This is a genomic window from Phycisphaerae bacterium (assembly GCA_012729815.1).
GTDB lineage: Bacteria > Planctomycetota > Phycisphaerae > JAAYCJ01 > JAAYCJ01 > JAAYCJ01.
Genome location: JAAYCJ010000165.1, coordinates 1 through 17825 on the forward strand (window position 1 = coordinate 1; position 17825 = coordinate 17825).

General features: G+C 64.6%; 16 protein-coding genes. All 16 read right to left on the minus strand.

Translation table 11 applies throughout. From position 1 onward, the window contains the following. The coding region (locus tag GXY33_10930; GenBank protein ID NLX05645.1) for a hypothetical protein at positions 1 to 1406 on the minus strand (1406 nt) is incomplete at its 3' end. A 221-nt stretch (positions 1407 to 1627) separates the two neighbouring features. Further along, the gene (locus GXY33_10935) at positions 1628 to 2014 is read right to left on the minus strand and encodes a hypothetical protein (protein NLX05646.1); all 387 of its coding nucleotides are present in this window, start codon (positions 2012 to 2014) and stop codon (positions 1628 to 1630) included. Next, positions 1971 to 3092, minus strand: coding sequence for a hypothetical protein (locus tag GXY33_10940; GenBank protein ID NLX05647.1), 1122 nt, complete (start codon positions 3090 to 3092; stop codon positions 1971 to 1973). Before GXY33_10940 ends, GXY33_10935 begins: the two co-directional genes overlap by 44 nt. A gap of 131 nt (positions 3093 to 3223) precedes the next feature. Continuing rightward, positions 3224 to 4042 (minus strand): WecB/TagA/CpsF family glycosyltransferase, encoded by an 819-nt coding sequence (locus GXY33_10945; protein NLX05648.1) that lies wholly within the window; start codon positions 4040 to 4042, stop codon positions 3224 to 3226. Beyond that, entirely contained in the window at positions 4005 to 5000 is a 996-nt protein-coding gene (locus tag GXY33_10950) for a glycosyltransferase family 2 protein (GenBank protein NLX05649.1), read from the minus strand. The genes GXY33_10945 and GXY33_10950 overlap by 38 nt, the downstream gene beginning before the upstream one ends. Continuing rightward, positions 4997 to 6274, minus strand: a complete 1278-nt coding sequence (locus GXY33_10955; protein NLX05650.1) for a glycosyltransferase family 4 protein — start codon at positions 6272 to 6274, stop codon at positions 4997 to 4999. Before GXY33_10955 ends, GXY33_10950 begins: the two co-directional genes overlap by 4 nt. Further along, on the minus strand, positions 6271 to 6516 hold the full coding sequence (locus GXY33_10960) for a hypothetical protein (protein NLX05651.1): 246 nt from the start codon (positions 6514 to 6516) through the stop codon (positions 6271 to 6273). Before GXY33_10960 ends, GXY33_10955 begins: the two co-directional genes overlap by 4 nt. A gap of 408 nt (positions 6517 to 6924) precedes the next feature. Next, complete coding sequence (locus GXY33_10965) at positions 6925 to 8847, minus strand: hypothetical protein (GenBank protein NLX05652.1); 1923 nt, start codon at positions 8845 to 8847, stop codon at positions 6925 to 6927. Positions 8848 to 8871: 24 nt separating this feature from the next. Continuing rightward, complete coding sequence (locus tag GXY33_10970; protein NLX05653.1) at positions 8872 to 9918, minus strand: glycosyltransferase; 1047 nt, start codon at positions 9916 to 9918, stop codon at positions 8872 to 8874. Positions 9919 to 9921: 3 nt separating this feature from the next. Beyond that, positions 9922 to 10875, minus strand: coding sequence for a glycosyltransferase family 2 protein (locus GXY33_10975; protein ID NLX05654.1), 954 nt, complete (start codon positions 10873 to 10875; stop codon positions 9922 to 9924). Between the two features lie 13 nt (positions 10876 to 10888). Next, entirely contained in the window at positions 10889 to 11725 is an 837-nt protein-coding gene (locus tag GXY33_10980; GenBank protein ID NLX05655.1) for a PIG-L family deacetylase, read from the minus strand. Next, positions 11725 to 12948: a glycosyltransferase family 4 protein gene (locus tag GXY33_10985; GenBank protein ID NLX05656.1), complete on the minus strand. Its 1224-nt coding sequence runs from the start codon at positions 12946 to 12948 to the stop codon at positions 11725 to 11727. Before GXY33_10985 ends, GXY33_10980 begins: the two co-directional genes overlap by 1 nt. Before the next feature lie 23 nt (positions 12949 to 12971). Then, positions 12972 to 14387, minus strand: coding sequence for an oligosaccharide flippase family protein (locus GXY33_10990; GenBank protein NLX05657.1), 1416 nt, complete (start codon positions 14385 to 14387; stop codon positions 12972 to 12974). Positions 14388 to 14391: 4 nt separating this feature from the next. Then, positions 14392 to 15342, minus strand: coding sequence for a glycosyltransferase family 2 protein (locus GXY33_10995; protein ID NLX05658.1), 951 nt, complete (start codon positions 15340 to 15342; stop codon positions 14392 to 14394). A 28-nt stretch (positions 15343 to 15370) separates the two neighbouring features. Then, positions 15371 to 16585: a class I SAM-dependent methyltransferase gene (locus GXY33_11000; GenBank protein ID NLX05659.1), complete on the minus strand. Its 1215-nt coding sequence runs from the start codon at positions 16583 to 16585 to the stop codon at positions 15371 to 15373. A gap of 14 nt (positions 16586 to 16599) precedes the next feature. Next, positions 16600 to 17823 (minus strand): methyltransferase domain-containing protein, encoded by a 1224-nt coding sequence (locus GXY33_11005; GenBank protein ID NLX05660.1) that lies wholly within the window; start codon positions 17821 to 17823, stop codon positions 16600 to 16602. Positions 17824 to 17825: the final 2 nt, after the last annotated feature.

A 17825-nucleotide genomic window follows, 5' to 3' on the forward strand; every position in this document is an offset into this window, starting at 1 on the left:
ACCAGCCCTTGACGAAGGTGGTCGCGGTACGCGCGACCATTGGCTTTGCCGTCGAGGTTCACCACCCGCCGCTGCGAGAAGTACCCAAACAGGCCGGCATCCTTGAGGGCGAAGACGGCATCCGGCGGCGTGGCGGTCCGGGCCCATTCCGCCGCCGCCAGCCATCCCGCGTGCGACCGCATTTTGATCGGGATCTCATAGAGCTTGAATGCGGCCGCAGCGGCCGCGGTCAGGACCACCATCAGCGGCACAAGAACGCGTCGCAGGTCCGATCGGAAGGCAACCAGGGCGCCGACCGCCCGGGACCCCACCAGGACCAGAGCGAACCCGTAGAGGGTGAAATGCCACCAATACACACCCCAACTCATGAACAGGAAGGCATAGGCAAAGTGGAAGCAGCACGCCAGCGCGACCGCCGAAACGGGCGTGCACAACCGGCTTGCGACCCGGACTCCGGCGCGACGGGCGCCGGCCGCATCGACGACGAGGAGCAGGAGAATGCCCGCCAGCAGGACTCCTCCGAACGCCATATCGGCCTCGACCGTCAAGTCCCGGCGGATCGCAGGGAACGTGCTCTTGACCGCACCGCTGATGGGCATAGGGTCTCCGAACGCAAGGAGGTTCCAGGCCAGGTAGGGAGCGACGGCCACGCCGAATCCGGCCGTCGCCAGGACGCCGTACGCAACGCACCGCCACACGGAGACTCCGCACGAGAGCCCGGAGGCGAGCACCAGGAGCAGGAATGAAGGCAGCAGGAACACCGAATCGAGCCGCACGAGGCAGGTCAACCCGATCAACACGCCCAAGGCGAAAGCCGAGGGATAGGCCGATCGCGGATCGAAGAGGCGGCCGCGGTAACAGGCCCAAAGCACCAGGACCAGAACCAGAAGCAGCAGCCCGGTCTCCAGACCGTTGGCCATGGCCATGAGCATGTTGGGCAGAAGACAGATACTCAGAGCCACCAGGCCGAGACCGGGAGCGACGTGCCGGTTCACGAAACGGTGGATCAGGGCGATGGTGAGAATGCACATGAGCCCGTTGAGGGCCAGTACGATCCGGGCGGGCGTCTCCAGTTCGTCGGCGAACGCGACAATCGGCAGGATGCACAGCATCCATAGGGGATGGAACCCATTGGTGGGAGCGATGCCGTCGAACGTGCAGCCGTTGCCCGAGATGATGTTCCTGGCGATGCACAAATAGTAGAACGCGTCGTCGGTGAGTGCGGCCGTGACGTACTCGATCGGCAGCGCAAAGATGACCAGCCAACCGTAGAGCATGGCGAAGCCGGCAAGGACCACTGGCGACGCCCGCCGTCCGGAATGACCGACGGCCTCGCCGGAACACGAGGATGTCTCGCACGGCGTCGTGCCGAGACCGGTTACCTTGGGATACGCCGAGCTTGCCATGGGTACCTGTTTGAGCGTCTCATCCACACGTGACGCCAATTGGATCGCGGCCGAAAGGCCAGATGCCGTCGCCGCCGAAACGCGTTCCCGGAGACGGCCGGGCAGCGCGCCGGCTGCAGATCCCGGTCGGTCGGCTGTGGATGCGGCCTCCGCCGGTCTCGCATTTCGCCTCTGATGGTGTGCGTACGGAGATCCATGAAGCTCTTGCTGCGCCCCCGCATTCATGGCGACTTCGCCAGCGGCGGAGCGGCGGTCCGGGATGCGATAACGCTGGGCCCTGCCGACGCAGCCCGTGCCAGTTCAGCGATCCCCTTCTCAACGGCCGGCGTCAGGGCGCCGCGGCGAGGGTGACTCGCATTGACGTAGAAGACGATCTCGCGTCCTCGCTCATCGGGGACGGCGCCGACTTCCACAAAGTCGGCGAAGCGGTGGTCTCGCGCCAGGCACTCGCCCAGGCCTGGGAACCTCGAATGCGGTACGAAGAAGAACGTCCGCCCCTCCACCCGGATGCGCCGAAGCACGATCATCTCCACGTTCCGTGAGAATACGAACTGAGCGACCTGCTCAACGGAGCGGGCCTTCGAAACGTGGTTGGTCGTGAGGCCCACCAGGTCGATTCCATCCGGAGTAGTAGAAAAGCGCCCCCTGGTCGTGGGCGGCGACGGAGGCGACGGTTAGCCTGCGTCTGTGCGTCCTGGTCCACAGCGTGTCGGACGCGTATGCGGCCGACCAGCCCCACAGCCCACAGACGGTCAGCATCGGAAAGACGGGCAGCAGGAATCGGAACGCTGTGCCCATCAGCGGCTCGAACCTGACGTATGCCCCGATGAACACAATCAGACCGGCGGCGAGGGCTCGAAACCCCGAGCTTCTGACGACGAAAAGACCGGCCGCGACTCCCACTGCCAACGGCGCCACCCAGAGCAGATACTGCGAGACGTAGAGGGCTCCAGGGAGGCTGATTATGCTTTGGGATGATTTGACGTAAAATGCATTCGGCATGCTCCACCCGAAGTAGGACCACCTCCATCCCCAGAAGACGGCGGCCGCGGTCATCGTCGCGGCTGCGGCAAAGCAGATGTCTCCGCCGGTACGGTGCGGATTCTTCCGAAGCGCGGTCCACCCCACCGTGACCGACATGATCCCGATCAGCCAGACGAGGGCGTCCGGTCTGGCCATGACGACCAGGAGACCCACGAGGGGAAACCACCGTGCGGCGGCGCTGCGGCGGCGGCAGACCAGCATCCACCAGAGCCAGCCGGAAAGGGTCACTAGTGCGGCGGCAACGAGCGTCTCCATCCCGAATAATCCAGCGTACACCATACAGCCGTTTCCAAGCACCAGCACCCAGACACCGGACTTCAGCCAGCAGGGGCGGACCTGGAGTTGGGAGACCCAGACACGACAGAGCAACGCCGTCATCAGCAATCCGGCGATGGAGATGCCGCGTGTGAAAAGAAGCGGATCCCACCCGACACGAATCGCCCCTGCACAGAGCAGCACGTGCAGAAGGCTGGTGAACCCTTCCGTTCGCTCCTGCCCGACGTTCCAGACGAGCCCATGTCCCAGTGCCAGGTACTCCGCGAAGCGGTAGGTGATGTACGCGTCATCAAGCACACGGACGTGAGACACGCCGGCAAAATACACCAGCAACACCAGGCCGCTGAGAAGGAAAGCAATTTCCATAATCACATGGCGAGGACGCGATCCGGATGCCCTCCATGGATGATAGAACCGCCGCACGCGGGCGCTGTGGATGGTATCGGTGGAAGTGTAGGTAGTCATCAGGTTTCGCAGGAATAGGGAGAGCGAAGCTGTCACTGCCTCGGCTGGAACGCGCCAACCGGCCGGCCCATCAAACGGGCGACCCAGGCCCTGGCGAACAGGGAGAGGAAGAGCCGGTCGTCGATCAGGTATCGCCGCGCCAATCGACGCGGTTCCTGGACCATGCGATGGAGCCACTCCAGCCCCGCCTTCTGCATCCAGAGGGGAGCCCGAACGATGTCCCCGCAGTAGAAGCTGAAGCTCACGCCGACGCCGATGCTCAACCGGGCCCCGCACGCAAAACGGTTCCGGACGATCCAGTTTTCCTGCTTGGGCGAGCCCAGTCCCAGAAAGAGGATGTCCGGCCGGGCGTTCTGGATCAGCCGCAGGGCGTGCCGCTGCTCGTCAGGATCGTCCGCAAAGCAGTAGGTCGGGCAGTAGACCCCACCGATAGCCAGCCGTGGATGGCGGCGTTTGAGCAGCGCGGCGGCCCGGCGCGCCGAACCCCGCGCCCCTCCCAGCAGAAACACCGACAGCTCTTCGTCGGCGGCGTGGCGGCAGAGGGCGGGGAACAGGTCCGAGCCGGCCACCCGCTGGGGCAGAGGAGTGCCCAGCAGCCGCGAGGCCCAAACCAGCGGCATCCCGTCGGCGAGGATCAGGTCCGCTTGGAAGTAAACGTCTCGCAGCTCTGGGCAGCGGTGGAAGCGGACCAGGTGATCGACGTTCGCCGTCACCGCATAGGCCCCCTGCCGGGTTCTCACCAAGTTCAGGAGGAGCTCAACCGTCCGATCGAAATTGACGGCGTGGAACGGCATGCCCAGCAGGTTCATTACCTCAGGGCGAAGTTCTTTCTGGCAGGATAAGGTCGTCATGATTTTCCCCCATTCTTCCGGTTCCGTCCGATGTGAGGGCAGTGGCAGGCCCAAGTCCGCCTGCTCCGCTTCTCGCCTGTCCTGGCGAGGGCATCGGCGCCAGTCGCAGCCGCGCCAATTGCCACCGCCTCAGGTAACGCCTGAATTCCGCATCATTGTAGCGACCGCTTCGTCTGAGATATCCACCGAGGTATCCGGCGAGGATGCACAACCCGCCAAGCAACCACGGGCGTTCGAACATTCGATAGCCGGCGAGGGCCAGGGCGTAGAGCGGATGCGTGCCCATGAAGTACTGCCCGCGTCCCCACCGCAGACGGCCGTGAAAAATGCTCTTGTGGGACGAGCCCATCGGCCTCAACTCGTACACGCGGAGGTCCGGATCGTGGAACGATCGGGCCTTCCAGCCGAGCATCCGACACCGGTGGCAGTCGATGCCGTCCCACATCACCTGGGCCACCAGTCCGCCGATCTGACCAAAACACGGCACGCGGTAGAATTTGCACGCGCCGAGCGAGAAGTCATCGCTGGTGCGCAGCATGACCCAGGCGCCGCCGTTCCGTTCCCAGCACTTGCCGCTGGCCGTTCCCAGAAGCGGGTCGGCTTGGAACTTGTCCAGCAGTTTCTGGAAGCAGGTCGGTCCGAAGCGCAGGTCGCCGTCGAGCTTACAGACGTAATCGAAGCGATCCAGATCGACCTGGGACAGGCCCTCATTGAAGGCTTCGATGACGCCTCCGCCGACTCTGCGTTCGCCCCGGTCCGGACGGCGCACCAGGCGGATCCACGGGTGTTCGCGCATCGCCTGCTCCACGATCCGGTGCGATCCGTCTTTGGAACCGTCATCGACGATGATCCACAGGTCGGGGCGCACGGTCTGGGCCGCCACCGACTCGATGGTCTGCGCCAAGAAGGCCGCCTCGTCTCGCACCGGCGAGATCACAAGGAGTCTGGGCTGGTTCATGTCGCTATCGCCTCACCGGGTTTGCCGCTGCGGATCGACGCTTGGCTGTCCGCGCGTGGCGATACGATTGCGGCGAATTCCATTGCCAGCTCCTGCGCCGAATCCCGCACGTCGAATCTCTGCCGTACCGCCTCGCGACCCGCCGCCCCCATCCGCTGCCGCATTGCCGCATCACCGATTAATCGCTCGACGGCGTCCACCAGCGGCTCGATCCGACCGGGCGTGACCAGCAAACCGGTCCGGCCGTGCTGCACGATTTCCGGTATTCCCATGATCGCCGTGGCGACCACCGGCAGGCTTTTAGCCATCGCTTCCATCAGCACGACAGGAAGCCCTTCGGCCAGGCTGGGCGCCACGAAGATGTCCGCTTCGTCGTAGAATTTCTGAATCCGGTCCTGATCGACGTAACCGACGAAGTGAATCCTCTGGCCCACGCCCAGATGGCGCACCAACTCCGTCAGGCGTCTGCGTTCCGGGCCATCCCCCACGATCGTGCACGTCACGTCATGCCCTTTGGCAGCCAGAGCCGCGACCGCCTCGATCAGCCATGACTGGCCCTTGACCGGAGCGAGCCGAGCGACATTGAGGATTCGAATTGGTCCTGTCCGGCTGGCCCGCGCGTCCGGGGGCGGGTCAAAGGTCTCCGGCTCGATGCCGCAGTGGATCACTTTCAGTTTGGCCCAGTCCGCCGGATCGGATAGCGCCATGATCTGACTTCGGCAGAAGTCGCTGATGCAGAAGACGGCGGCGGCGCGGGCCATCTTCTGCCGCAGCAGATACCGATCCGCCTGATAGAAGACGGATGGCCCGTGGACGGTCAGGCTGAACTGCAGTTCGCCCAGTTCCGCGGCGATCATCGCCACGGTGGCACAGGACATTGCGAAGTGCACGTGCAGGCGTTGGATTTTCCTCCTTCGCAATTCCCGCCACAGCCGCACCGCCTCGGCGAAGTAGCACAGGTGCCGAAACAACGCGGCACGCCCCGGCGGCCGGACGGTCAGAGCACACCACAAGGCTCGAACGTAACGGACAGGACGAGTCAGGCACGCGACCAGATGATTCACCATCAGTCCCACCGGTGGAGCGGGCAACACGTAGAATGTCGTCGCCTCCTCGGCGGCGTCGATCGTCGACCGCGGCTGATCGGCGGGCGGACGGCGGATGGAACACGTCGGCACGGACAGTCCGATCCGGCGCAGGGCGAGGATCTCCCGCTGCACGAAGCTGTGCGAGATTCCCGGATACTGGCTCGTCAGATAGGCCACGGAAGTCATGGCACAAGAGATTCCCGCGTGGCGTTCGGTGTGCCGTCGCTGCGTCTGCGGATGAACCTGGCGGGGACTCCCGCCCAGACCTCCATGGAGGGCACGTCCCTGGTCACCACGCTGTTTGCTCCGATCACCGCGCCGCGGCCGATGGCGACGCCTTCCAGGATGGCCGCCCCACGGCCGATCCACACGTCGTCGCCGATGCGGATCGGCGCCGACCGGTGACCCTGTCGTCCGATCGGGAGCATCAGGTCGTCGAACCGGTGGTTGTGGTCACGGATGCTCACGTATTCCCCGATCAGGCAGCCGTCGCCGATGCGGATTCCGGCGTGGGCGCTGAGCACCGAACCCTGGTTGATCCGAAAGTTGTCGCCGATCACGATGCATCCATCCGCCTGCGTCTCAAAGGCGACCCCATCGTAGATGTTGCCGGTGCGGCCCAGCCGCACGTTTCGCGTTCCCAGCAACCGCACCGGCCCAAGCAGGTGGACACCCGGCCCCACCTGCCGCACACCCGCACGGAGCGCCGCGGCCCACCAGAGCGTGCAGAGTCTTCGCGAGGCGGCGGTGAGAGGCCTGATCGAGGCGGCGAGTCCTCTCACCGCGATTTCCCGCAAGGCACGGCAGGTTTCGGAGAGCAGATTGGTCGACATAGGTCACCCTGGCGCAGTCAGTCCGGCATTGTCTTTGTACGGCAGCAGCGAGCGTTCGATCGCCTCCGCATTTACTGACTCGGCCGGGACGGTTCGCGCGGTCAGTTGCCCGTCCAGAAGAGAGCGGTCGGCGTCGATAAAGAGGCGGCAGAAGAGTTCGATGGCAAGCAGGTGTCCCAGCAGCGTGCTGTTGTCGGCGCGGCCGTCCATGTGATCGTTGACGATCCGCCGAACGGCGGCCGGATCGAACAGGTTGCGGTCCAGCGCTTGACGGCTGAGGAGCGTGGTTTGGACGAGCCCGCGCAACGGCCCCCTCATCCAGCCGGCGAAGTTGCTGACCGCTTTGCGTTTCTGGAACGCCGCCAACGGCGTGGTTCGAACCAAGCGGTGCGCGGCAAGGGACAGCCACGCCGTCCAGAAGGGTGCGCCCGCGGGCAATCCCGTCCGCTGCCAGCGCACCGACGCCGCGGCGGGAAAGCACTCGCGGAGCACCTCGACGTAGAGCCGGTGGCGGAACCGCCAGGCGTACGGCAGCTGCGCCAGATGGTCGAACAGATCGTTGTCGAAGAACGGCTGGTCCGACTCGACCGCCCAGCGCATCAGGTTCGTCCCACCCGAGGTGCGACGACGGACGCGATTGTCCAGAAGGAACGCCATGGCCATGTCCATCGGAGTCGTGCCGGGTGACCTGACGTACTGCTCGATGAATGACGATCGGGCGCTTTCCCAACCGTGTGAGATCAACCGCGGTCCAAGCAGCGACCCGCGATACGTTTCGGCCACCGCACCGTTCCGCCATCGCCACAGGGCCGTTGCCGCCTCCTGTGGACGGTCGGCATGCCGCCAGGCGGGCATGATGAAGTTGCCGCCCAGCACGGCGTCGCCGGCGTAGCCGTTGAGGATCACCTGGCACTGCTGGGCCACGTGGTTGACGAACGGCAGGACGTGGAAGTCGGTGCATGGAAGCTGGCCTTCGGTCAACCACACGCCCAGCGCGGCACACTCCTGAAGATAGCCGCCGTCGAACTCGAAACTCCGGTGCGGGCTTCCCAGCACGGCGGCGGCGGCCTGGGCATAGGCCAAGTCGCGGCAGCCGCGGATGCCCCATGTGAAACTGGGCGTTCGGCCCGGATCGGGCACGGCGGCCAGCAGCACTCGCGAATCCAGTCCGCCGCTGAGTGGGACGCCAACCGCCGGCGTCACATTGCAGATCCGCCGGACCGCGTGGCGGAGCAGCCGGCCCGTGCGTTGGGCGGTCTGCCTGAACGTCTCCGCGGGTTCCTTCATTCTCCCGAAGTCGTGGTGCCAATAAGGGTGGTGGGTCAGGCCCTTCTCACCGATCGCGATTTTGCAGGCCGCCGGCAACAGCCGCACCGTCCGCAGCGGCGTCAGGTCTCCCACCAGTTCGCCGATCGCGGCCATCAGCACGAGGGCGACCGGATCGATTTCCGCCGCCACGACGCCGGGAGCCATCACCGCCTTGATCTGCTGAGCGAACAGGAACGCCGAGCCGTAGCCGGCTGCATAGATCGGGTACATGCCGTAGCGATCGGTAATCAGTTCGAGGCAGCCGGCGCCGCCGTCCCAGATCGCCGCGGCGAACGGCCCGTTGGCCGAGGCCAGCCGCGACGGGGTCGGGGCGTCCAGGAAGGCGGTGCGGGCTGCGGTCACGGCATCGGACTGGTCGTCGCCGTCGAATCCGAGCAGCCGGCCGACGTACAGGCCGTATCGGCGGCTTCGATGGCTGGTCAGAACCTGCCCTTCGCCGGGATAGATCCCCTTGCTGGCGCAGCCGATGGCGAACGATCGCCCGCGCAGGACCATGATGGACCGGTCCACCTCCACCGCAATGGCGCGGGCCATCGCCTCCGCCGCGTCGGGCGGCAGTACGTGCTGTGGATCGTAGTACCCGAACAGTCCCGACATCGTCTCATTCCACCAGCGACCGGTTCACTCCTCCCGCACCGGCTCGGGCGACGGCGAGCGGTACTCGATCAGATTCCTCGGACACGCCAGCCCCAGATGACGAACGTAGAAATCCAGATGCCCCAACGTCATGGGCAACTTGGCCAGGTAATGGTGCGCCGCGTACGTCAGCGCACCCCATACCGTCCCTTGTCTTGCAGAGGAGCGCCCCGCATCGCGAACGATCGCGGCGCCAAGCAGCCCACACCACACGGCCACGGGCCAGGCGGTCCGCCAGGCCACGGCCAGACCGATCGCGCCCATCAGTGCGCAGCCGTGCAGGATGTTTCTCTGGCACATCCGCCGCCAGCGCCTTAATCGCCGATGCCGAAGGCCCACCTCGGCGTAGGCGTGGCCGGAGCGGAAGCATCGCCGCCAATATTGGCCGAATCGCATGATATTCCCGTCGTGCAGGGCCATCGGTGCGGCCAGATGCAGAATCGTCGCGTCCCGGTCGCGGAGAATTCGGCAGCACAAGTCTCGTTCCTCGCCGGCGATCAGCGACTCATCGTATCCTCCGGCCTCCAGCAAGACACTTCTACGGAACAGGACGATGCCTCCGCAGGTGTCCACTTTGCCCGCCGGCATGTGCCAATCGTGGTGCATCCAGAAGTTGTAGATGCTGCCGCGCGGGTCCAGTTCCGCCAGATCGCCGTGCACCGCGATCAACTCCGGATCGGCCATCGCGCCGGCTGCGACCTTCAGCCACGATGCATCGAGCACAGCGTCGCCGTCGAGAAACTGGATCAGTCCATGTTTGGCCGCCCGCAGCCCGGCGTTTCGCGCCGCCGCCGCACACGGCCGGTCCGGGTTGATTCGAACCACGCGAGCCCCGATTCTCTCCGCCTCGGCGCAGCTGCTGTCGGTGGAGTTGGTATCGACGTAGATCAACTCGATCCGTTCCGCCGGGTAATCGGCCGCCCGCACCGAGCGCAGGCAGCGGACAAGCCGATGGCCCTCGTTTCGGCCGATCACAATCACGCTGATCGGCGGCCACTGACGATCGTCGATATGGTCTTCGGTCACCGCCACGGATCACCTCTTGACGGCAAGACGCGGTGAGGACGTGGGAGTCAGAAGATAGCGGATCGAGGCCAGCGCGGCGCCGGCCTTCCGTTCGCTCGTCAGATTGCCTCGCCAGGCGTGCCGAGCCCAGATCGTACCGAACAGCGTTGTCTGCAGCACCCGGGAAAACATCGCGGCGGCCCATCCGTGGTGCTTCCGCAGATAGCGACGGCTGCTCAAAGTCCAATACACCGGATGGTTTCCCGAAAACAGCCCGACCGCCGCCGCCTGCGAGACGCTCTGGCCGCCGAAGTGCATGACCTGCGCCGAAGGCACGTACCATCCCTGCCAGCCCGCGGCCGCCATGCGCCGGCACCAGTCGGTCTCTTCGAAATACAGGAAGAACCCATCATCCAGAAGGCCCACCTGCTCGATGACCTCTCGTCGCACCATCAGGCACGCCCCCGAAAGCCAGTCGGCGGCGAAAGCCTTTTCGCTTCCCAGTTGCAGATGCAGATCGATGGCATGGCGAGACTTCGGTCGACGGACGGCCAGACCCAGCATCGAAAAGGCCGGGCTGATCGGCGTGGGAAACCGTCGCGCCGACGGCTGATGACTGCCGTCGGGATTGACCAGCTTCGGGCCGCAGTAACCGGCTTGCGGATGAGAGTCCATGAACGCCACCAGTTCCGCCAGCGCCTTCGGCGCCGTCACGGTGTCGGGGTTCAACAGCAGCAGGCACCGTCCGCTCGCCCGGCGCAAGCCTTCGTTGTTGCCGCCTGCGAACCCGAGGTTGCACTCGCTTCGGACCAGATGCACCCACGGAAACTCCTCTTCGACCATCTCCGGCGAGCCGTCCGAACTTGTATTGTCCACCACGAACACCTCATGCTCCAGGCCGCCCGCCGCATCGGGCAGGGAGTTCAGACAGGCACGCAGAAGCTGCCGCGTGTTGTAACTGACGATAACGGTCGATAGGTCCACCACCATGGCTCCTTCACCGAGTCCGGTTTCCGGTACTCCCACGCTTCGTTCTGGCGAAAAACTCGGATCCCGCAAAGAAACACTCCAGGAACTCACCGTCACCCACGTCCGACAGGATCGGCCAGCGTGGATCGAGGGTCATCCTCGTCGTCTGCGACTTGTACTGCGCGAGGGCGGAACGCTTGGTCTCCAATACGTCCCAGACAGCGATACGCCAGTGCGTCTCGCCCAGAAATACCCACAGTCCCGCCAGTGCCGCCCGCAGCGATCTCCGCCACGTCGAGCCGCTCGCCGGAACCCACGGCCAGTTGTGCCACAGCCACACCGGATACTCATAGAGCGTCACATCCGCACTAGAGCGTGCCAACGCGCCGTAGATGATCCGCCAGGTGGCCGCATGGTCCACATGAGGCTCCCTGCGAGAGGGAACGAAGACTTCCGCCGGACGCAGGGCAGCCAGCAGGTCGGCCACCTGCCCCATGGCCTCGGGCACGACGTCCGCCAGGTGCATCTCCTCATGGCCAAGCATGACGACCTCGGAAGAACCCAGACCTAGAACCTGCGCCGCCCGCTGCGCCTCATTTGAGCGAATAGCCTTCAACGTTGCCCCGTCAACGAAGTCGCGGTGGGACTTGCTGCCGTCGGTCATGAAGACCACGGTGACCGGTGCGCCGGCGCGCTTTTTCTTGATGATCGTGCCCCCGCAGGCCAGCACCTCGTCGTCGAAATGCGGAGCAAAGACCACGGTCGGGCCGGCCCCCTCGTCCGTGGGAATCCGCCTCGCACCGTGTGCCATCCAGGCAAGACACAGCCGGCGCATCAAGAGGCGAAACGTCCTGTCTTGCTTCATCAACGGTGCGGCCCCCCATTCGAGCCTTCCAGCACCGACACGTAGACCTGCTCCAGCCGGCGGGCCCATGCGTCGATGCTGTAGCCAACTTCGATGACCCGTCGGGCATTGCGGCCCATATCGTAAAGGGCCCGCTCGTCGGCGGCGACTGTCAGGACCGCCTCCGCCAGCGCGGCGGAGTCTCGGCAGACCACCAGTGAACCGGTGGAACCGTCTTTGACTATGCGATCCAGGCCGGGCAGGTCGAAGCACACCACGGGCTTTCCCGCCGCCATGGCCTCCAGCAGGACCAGCGGCAGACCTTCCTCGGTCGACGAGAGCACCAGAAGATCGCTGGAGGTCAGCAGCGCCGGTATATCACGCCGCTGCCCCAGGAGCCGCACGAACGCGCCAAGGCCGGACGTTCTGATCATGGTCTCAAGATGGGCCCGCCGGTCGCCCTCACCGGCGATCAGGAGCTTCGCCCTCGGCCAGTCCTGGATGATCCGCGGCATCATCGAGACCAACGCGGCCTGGTTCTTCGACCACGCCAGCCGCCCGATGTTGACCAGCACGGGATACGAATCTTCGAGCTCCAACTCGCGGCGGATGTGCGAGACCTCCCGCTCGTCGACGCACGTGTACTCCTTCAGCGACACCGCGTTGGAGTTCACCGTCACCCGGGCCGCGTCGATTCCGCGGCGGCGCAAATGGTCCTGCCACGAGCCCTGCACCGCTGGGGACACCGCCACGAAGTGCCGAACCGTCAGAGGTTCGGCCATCGAGTCACACAGCCCGGCCAACACGTTTACCGTCAGACGCCACGCATAACGCGGCCGCGGGTGGCGAAGAAGCTCGCGCCACCGGTGTCCGTTGGGTTTCTGGCCGTGAAGCGTCCGGACCACCGGAATCCGGCACAGCAGGCCAGTCGTCTCGCCGTAGAACTTGTCCACCCGCGTGCCCTGAATGTGCACCAGGTCGATGTGCTCTCGTCGGACAAACCGCCTCAGCCGAGAGAGAATCTCCGGAGCGGACGTCCACCCACGGTGGGCAAAGTGCCATGGCTTGGCCCCCTCTCTGGTGAACTGCTCCGCCATATCCGAAGCCTGCAGGAAGTAACCGACGTGGTGGGCGAACCGCTGGCGATTCGTGTGCCTGACGGTGTTCAAGACCACCTGCTGACCGCCTCCCATGCTCAGGTCCGGCAGCAGATGCAGGATGTTGTAGCGATGCTTGTCATTCATGACGAAAGAGAACCAATCCGCCTCTACGACGGGACGAAGGGCATGCCCATTCCAAGCGAACACCGCAGACCCAACATCGTCGCCAGAATCGCCAGCCACAATGCCGTGGTGCCCAGGTCCTGGCGCCATCCGAGCAGACGATGACGCCACAAACCCCAGCACGTCACGCCGTACTCACCAACCGGCCCCATCGCCGCCACCAGCACCGCTCCGGGCACGCCCCACAATTCCCACGCTGCGGGCATTCCCAGTCCGACGGTCAGGAGTCGGCACAGACCGGCATAGGCGAAGTAACGGGGCTGGCCGATCGCCATGAGGCCGCCCGCGATGGTGCTTTCCAGGGCCCGAGGCCACAGGCCTACCGCCAGCATGGCCAGCATCCAGCCGCCCTGGTGATAGCGACTGTCGTACAGCGATGAGACCAGGACGTCGGCAAACGCGACGAGGGCCGCCAGCGGCAGCGCCACCGCGCACAGGATCGGCCCACGGTGCCGTAACACCAGCGCCCGTAACTGGTCACGTGACAGTCCAGCCCGGCGCGAGGTCGCTGGAAACACGACTCTGGCCGATATGCTGGTCATCAGAGTATCCGGAAAGCGGCTCAGCATCAGCGCGATAGTGTAGACCCCGAGCAACTCAAGCGAAATCAGCTTGGGAAGTATCAGCCGATCCATCTGGAATCCCAGGAAGCCCAGGGCGCTGGCCAGGAAGATCCACTTCCCGAAACTCATCAGTGACCGGACCGCCTCGGTATCCCACGCCAGCGTATTTCGCGGTCCAGGCAGCACCCAGTGACTGAGCAGGCTCCTAAGTCCCGTCCCGAGAAGCGCCCCACCCACCAGGGCCCACACCGTCGGGCTCAACACCGCCCACGCCAGCATGGCCACTGTCGAGACCACCTGGGTGCCCAGTTCAAGCACCGTCAATCGACCCAGCACCATATGTCGGTTGGTGGTAAAAAGGGCGGTCGAGCCGAACCCGGAGATTACCGCCGACAACCCCACCACCGGAATCAGCCACAAGAGCCTCGGTTCACCGTAAAACCACGCCACCGGCCACGTGCCGATCACCGCGATCAGCCAGATGCCGATTCCCCGCGCAATCTGCAGCGTCCAGGCCGTGTTGAGAAAGCGGAGATCGTCGCCGCGTTCATTCTGGATGATGCTCTGGCCAAGGCCCATGTCCGACAGCATCTGCAGGCCCTGCAGAAAAACGAACACCAGGGACATCAGGCCGAAGACTTCGGGAAACAGCAGCCGCGTCAGCACGAGATTCCCGGCCAGCCGCAGTACCTGACTGACCGCGTACCCGCCGACCGTCCAGGCTGAGGCGCTGATGACGCGCGAGCGAAGCGTCGAGTCCTGGCTCTGGATTCGCGCCGGTTTGGTTCGCTTGTCCGCCGTTGAACTGAGGTTTATGCTGCGGCTGATCTGCGTCATCGGATCATATCACCTGTCGGCACCTGGGCACGATCACCCGGGCGATGCCCGTCCGGTCCGCCAACGTGCCGGCGAACCGACGGCCGTGACGGTAACAGCTCCATGTATGGTGTCTGGCGGCGTAATCCGCCAGGCTCAGAAGACACAGCCCTTGCCCCAGGATCGGCAGCGGCTTGGACCGCATCGCGCGGATCATCTGCCGGCACATTCTGGCAAACCACCAGCGGGCGGATCGCTGCCGCGGATCGTAGCGATGGAGGACCTGGTCGTACGGAGCCGGCGGCGTGTGAATACGATACGAGAGGCATTCCGGTACGTGGACAAACGGCCCCAGCAGGCTCAGTTCCGCCGACAGCACCAGATCGGTTCCCAGCATCATCGGCAACATGCCCGTCTGTTGCAGGGCGCTGCGGCGGATCAGGCTGTAGATGGGATCCAGGTAGTAGCGAGAGAGGCGGAAGAATCGCAACATCCGGGCGAACCGCCGGTGCGGCAGAGGCGAATCGACCCGTGGTCCCTGGTACTCCGCGTATTGCCACTGCCCCAGTTCATCGCAATGCCGCTGATACGTGGTCACCAACACCGCTGAGGAATGGGCATCCAGCGCCGGGACACATCGCTCCAGGTACTCCGGCGCCAACCAGTCGTTGCAGCCGATCCAGCGGAAGTACTCGCCCGAGGAGAGTTCAAAGACGCGATTGAAGTTGGCGATCTGTCCGATGTTGCTCTCGTGGCGATGGTACCGGACGCGGTCGTCCCGTCGGGCGAGGTCCAGGCAAATTCGTCCAGTCCGGTCATCCGAGGCATTGTCACAGATCACGACCTCAAAGCCGCTGAATGTCTGGGCCAGCAGCGAATCGAGGGTCTTGCGGATGGTCATCTCGCCGTTGCAGACGGGAATGCCGAAACTGACCCTGGGCTGTCGAATGCTCATGCCGCTCACTTCGTTCTTCATCCTTCCCTATCCCAGCCTCTGCATGCCTTCACGCCGTCAGCAGCGTGGTTTTTGCGTGCATCCGCCGCAGAATGCTGCGAACTTCCGAAAGGTACAGCGAATTGACGACCACCACCTGATCCGGCCTGCATTCCGTCACGGCCTCCGGACCGACGATCGGATGGCCCGTTCCGGGAACATACATGCCATGCTTTCGCGGGTTGATATCCACCACGCACCGGATCACGTGTGTCTCGCGCAGGATATTCAGGAACGTCACCCCTTTCGATCCCGATCCCCAGACCGCGCACGACCGGCCCTTCCGGCGAAGACCGGACAACCGGCTCTGCCATTCGGCAACCTTGGTCCGGTACTGACTTCCGAAAACGGCTGCGTCCTGGCCCAGGCTTTCCAGAACCGGATCCTGTGGATCGGAGATGGCGTTGGCAGGCTCTCCAGCCCTGGCCTCGATGGTCAGAAACTGCCCGCCGAAAGTCTCACGGATCCGCAGAACGTCGAACCCCGCCGCGGCAAAGCCATGACGAAGAGACGCGGGAACGAAGTAGTTGCAGTGTTCATAGATCAGGTCCCAGATACCCATCCGGCAGAGGGTGTACAGGGCGTTGGGCACCTCGAAGAAGACCAGCGTCTCGCGGCGATCGATGCGGCGGCGCACCATCCGCAGAAAGCTCATCGGATCGGCCATGTGCTCCAGGGCGTGCCGACAGCAGATCAGGTCCGCCGACCCGTCAGGACAACGTTCGTCGTAGAAGTCGGGAACAATCCGCACGCCATCGGTCTCCGCACTCCTGATATCCTCAGGTGGGCAACTGGGATCGAAGCCAATGCCCGCGCCTCCGGACCGCCGGCACAGCATCCGCAGGAAATCTCCGCGCCCGCAGGCGATCTCCAAGATCGTCTTACCCTCCAGGCGGTAGCGCTCGACCAGGTCCGCCGCCAGCGTCTCGGCGTACCGCTGGAACCGCGGGGAGAAGTGCAGTGAGTTTTCATAGCCGGCGGCGTAGCGCATCCGCGGGGGGTCAACGAGCACGTTTTGGATCATCCCGCAATTCGGGCAGTAGGCCAAGCGCATATCGCCTCGCGGAACCGCCAACGCCTCCTCCGCTGTATGGCACAGAACGTTGCAGTGAACGGGCAGATCGTGAGCCTCCCAGAAGGTTTGCAGGTTCCGGCCGCTGCAGACGCCACAGCTTTGGTCGATGATGGTCGCGGTTCTATTCGTCGTCGCTGTCGCCACGGGCATGCTCCCGAGAACGCTCACACGGCGGTGATCCGGCAATCCATCCCCATCGCCCGTATGTCGCAGGCGACCTCATCGAGGTAGATCGGGTTCATCACGATGACCAGGTCCGGCCGATACGACGGCAGATCGGCTGGAGGGCTGATGATCCGGCCCGAGCCGGGCAGGAATCGATCATGCCGATGCGGGTTGATATCCACCACCGCTGCGATCTCGTTCCCAGCCTCCACGGCGCTCAGGAATGACACGCACTTGGAGCCCGAGCCCCAGATCGCCGCCCGCCGTCCCTGCTTCCGCATGTGTTCCAGGTCCGTCCGCCATCCGTCCACGCGCCGCCGGACCGCAATCGTGAATTGCCGGACGTCGTTTTCGAGCTGCTTCAGATCGTCTTCCTCCGGGAATCGGGACCCGTTCGAGTCCGTTGTCGGGTGGGCGGCCAGCAGCAGGTACTGGTTGTCGAAGTCTTTCGCCAGTTCCTGGATCGCAAACCCGTTGGCGCGAAACAACCGGGCCAGCGATCCGAGGCTGAAGTACGAACAGTGTTCGTAGTACACATCCCAGAAGGCGGAGTCCCGCAGCACCCGCACCACGTCCGGCACCTCGAAGAACACCAGCGCCTCGGGCCGATCGCCCAACGCCCGCCGCACTTGTCGGATGAATGCATGGGTCTGGTGGATGTGCTCCAGCGTATGGCGGCAGCACAGAACGTCGCACGGCAGGCAGGCATGCCCTTCGCTGTAATACTCCGGGATAAACCGCACCTGGCCATTGGTCCGACCGGCCATCCGGTCCGGTTCGCAGGCCGGATCGATCCCCACTCCGCGATTGCCGCCGGCCTGGCACAATTCGATCAAGAAGTCGCCCTTGCCGCAGCCGATTTCCACCACGTCCTTGCCTCGAACGCCATAGGCGTCGATCAGCCGCCGGATCAGTGCGGTCTGGAAGGCCCGGAATCGCGGCGAGAAGGACTGCTGCTCTTCGTAACCGAGGGAGTAGGTCTGAACCCCCGGATCGAACGCGGTGTTTGAGATGAACCCGCAGACCGGGCAAAAGCCCAGGGCCAGATGGCCATGAGGATAGGCCAGTGCCTCCTCGCGGCTGTCCAGCAGCAGACAGCTATTGCCCGGAACCTCGCCGACGGCGTGAAAGACGCACATGCCGGCGCCCAGACAGTTCGGACACTGCACCGTCGTATCCTTCGTCCCAGAGTCGCACGTATCGTTCAGGGTTGTCTTGTTCATCA

Coding starts and splice junctions, on each gene's coding strand:
- GXY33_10940 (NLX05647.1), bottom strand. CDS start 3,092: ATGGAAATTGCTTTCCTTCTCAGCGGCCTGGTGTTGCTGGTGTATTTT.
- GXY33_10945 (NLX05648.1), bottom strand. CDS start 4,042: ATGACGACCTTATCCTGCCAGAAAGAACTTCGCCCTGAGGTAATGAAC.
- GXY33_10950 (NLX05649.1), bottom strand. CDS start 5,000: ATGAACCAGCCCAGACTCCTTGTGATCTCGCCGGTGCGAGACGAGGCG.
- GXY33_10955 (NLX05650.1), bottom strand. CDS start 6,274: ATGACTTCCGTGGCCTATCTGACGAGCCAGTATCCGGGAATCTCGCAC.
- GXY33_10960 (NLX05651.1), bottom strand. CDS start 6,516: ATGCTCCCGATCGGACGACAGGGTCACCGGTCGGCGCCGATCCGCATC.
- GXY33_10965 (NLX05652.1), bottom strand. CDS start 8,847: ATGTCGGGACTGTTCGGGTACTACGATCCACAGCACGTACTGCCGCCC.
- GXY33_10980 (NLX05655.1), bottom strand. CDS start 11,725: ATGAAGCAAGACAGGACGTTTCGCCTCTTGATGCGCCGGCTGTGTCTT.
- GXY33_10985 (NLX05656.1), bottom strand. CDS start 12,948: ATGAATGACAAGCATCGCTACAACATCCTGCATCTGCTGCCGGACCTG.
- GXY33_10990 (NLX05657.1), bottom strand. CDS start 14,387: ATGACGCAGATCAGCCGCAGCATAAACCTCAGTTCAACGGCGGACAAG.
- GXY33_10995 (NLX05658.1), bottom strand. CDS start 15,342: ATGAAGAACGAAGTGAGCGGCATGAGCATTCGACAGCCCAGGGTCAGT.
- GXY33_11000 (NLX05659.1), bottom strand. CDS start 16,585: ATGCCCGTGGCGACAGCGACGACGAATAGAACCGCGACCATCATCGAC.
- GXY33_11005 (NLX05660.1), bottom strand. CDS start 17,823: ATGAACAAGACAACCCTGAACGATACGTGCGACTCTGGGACGAAGGAT.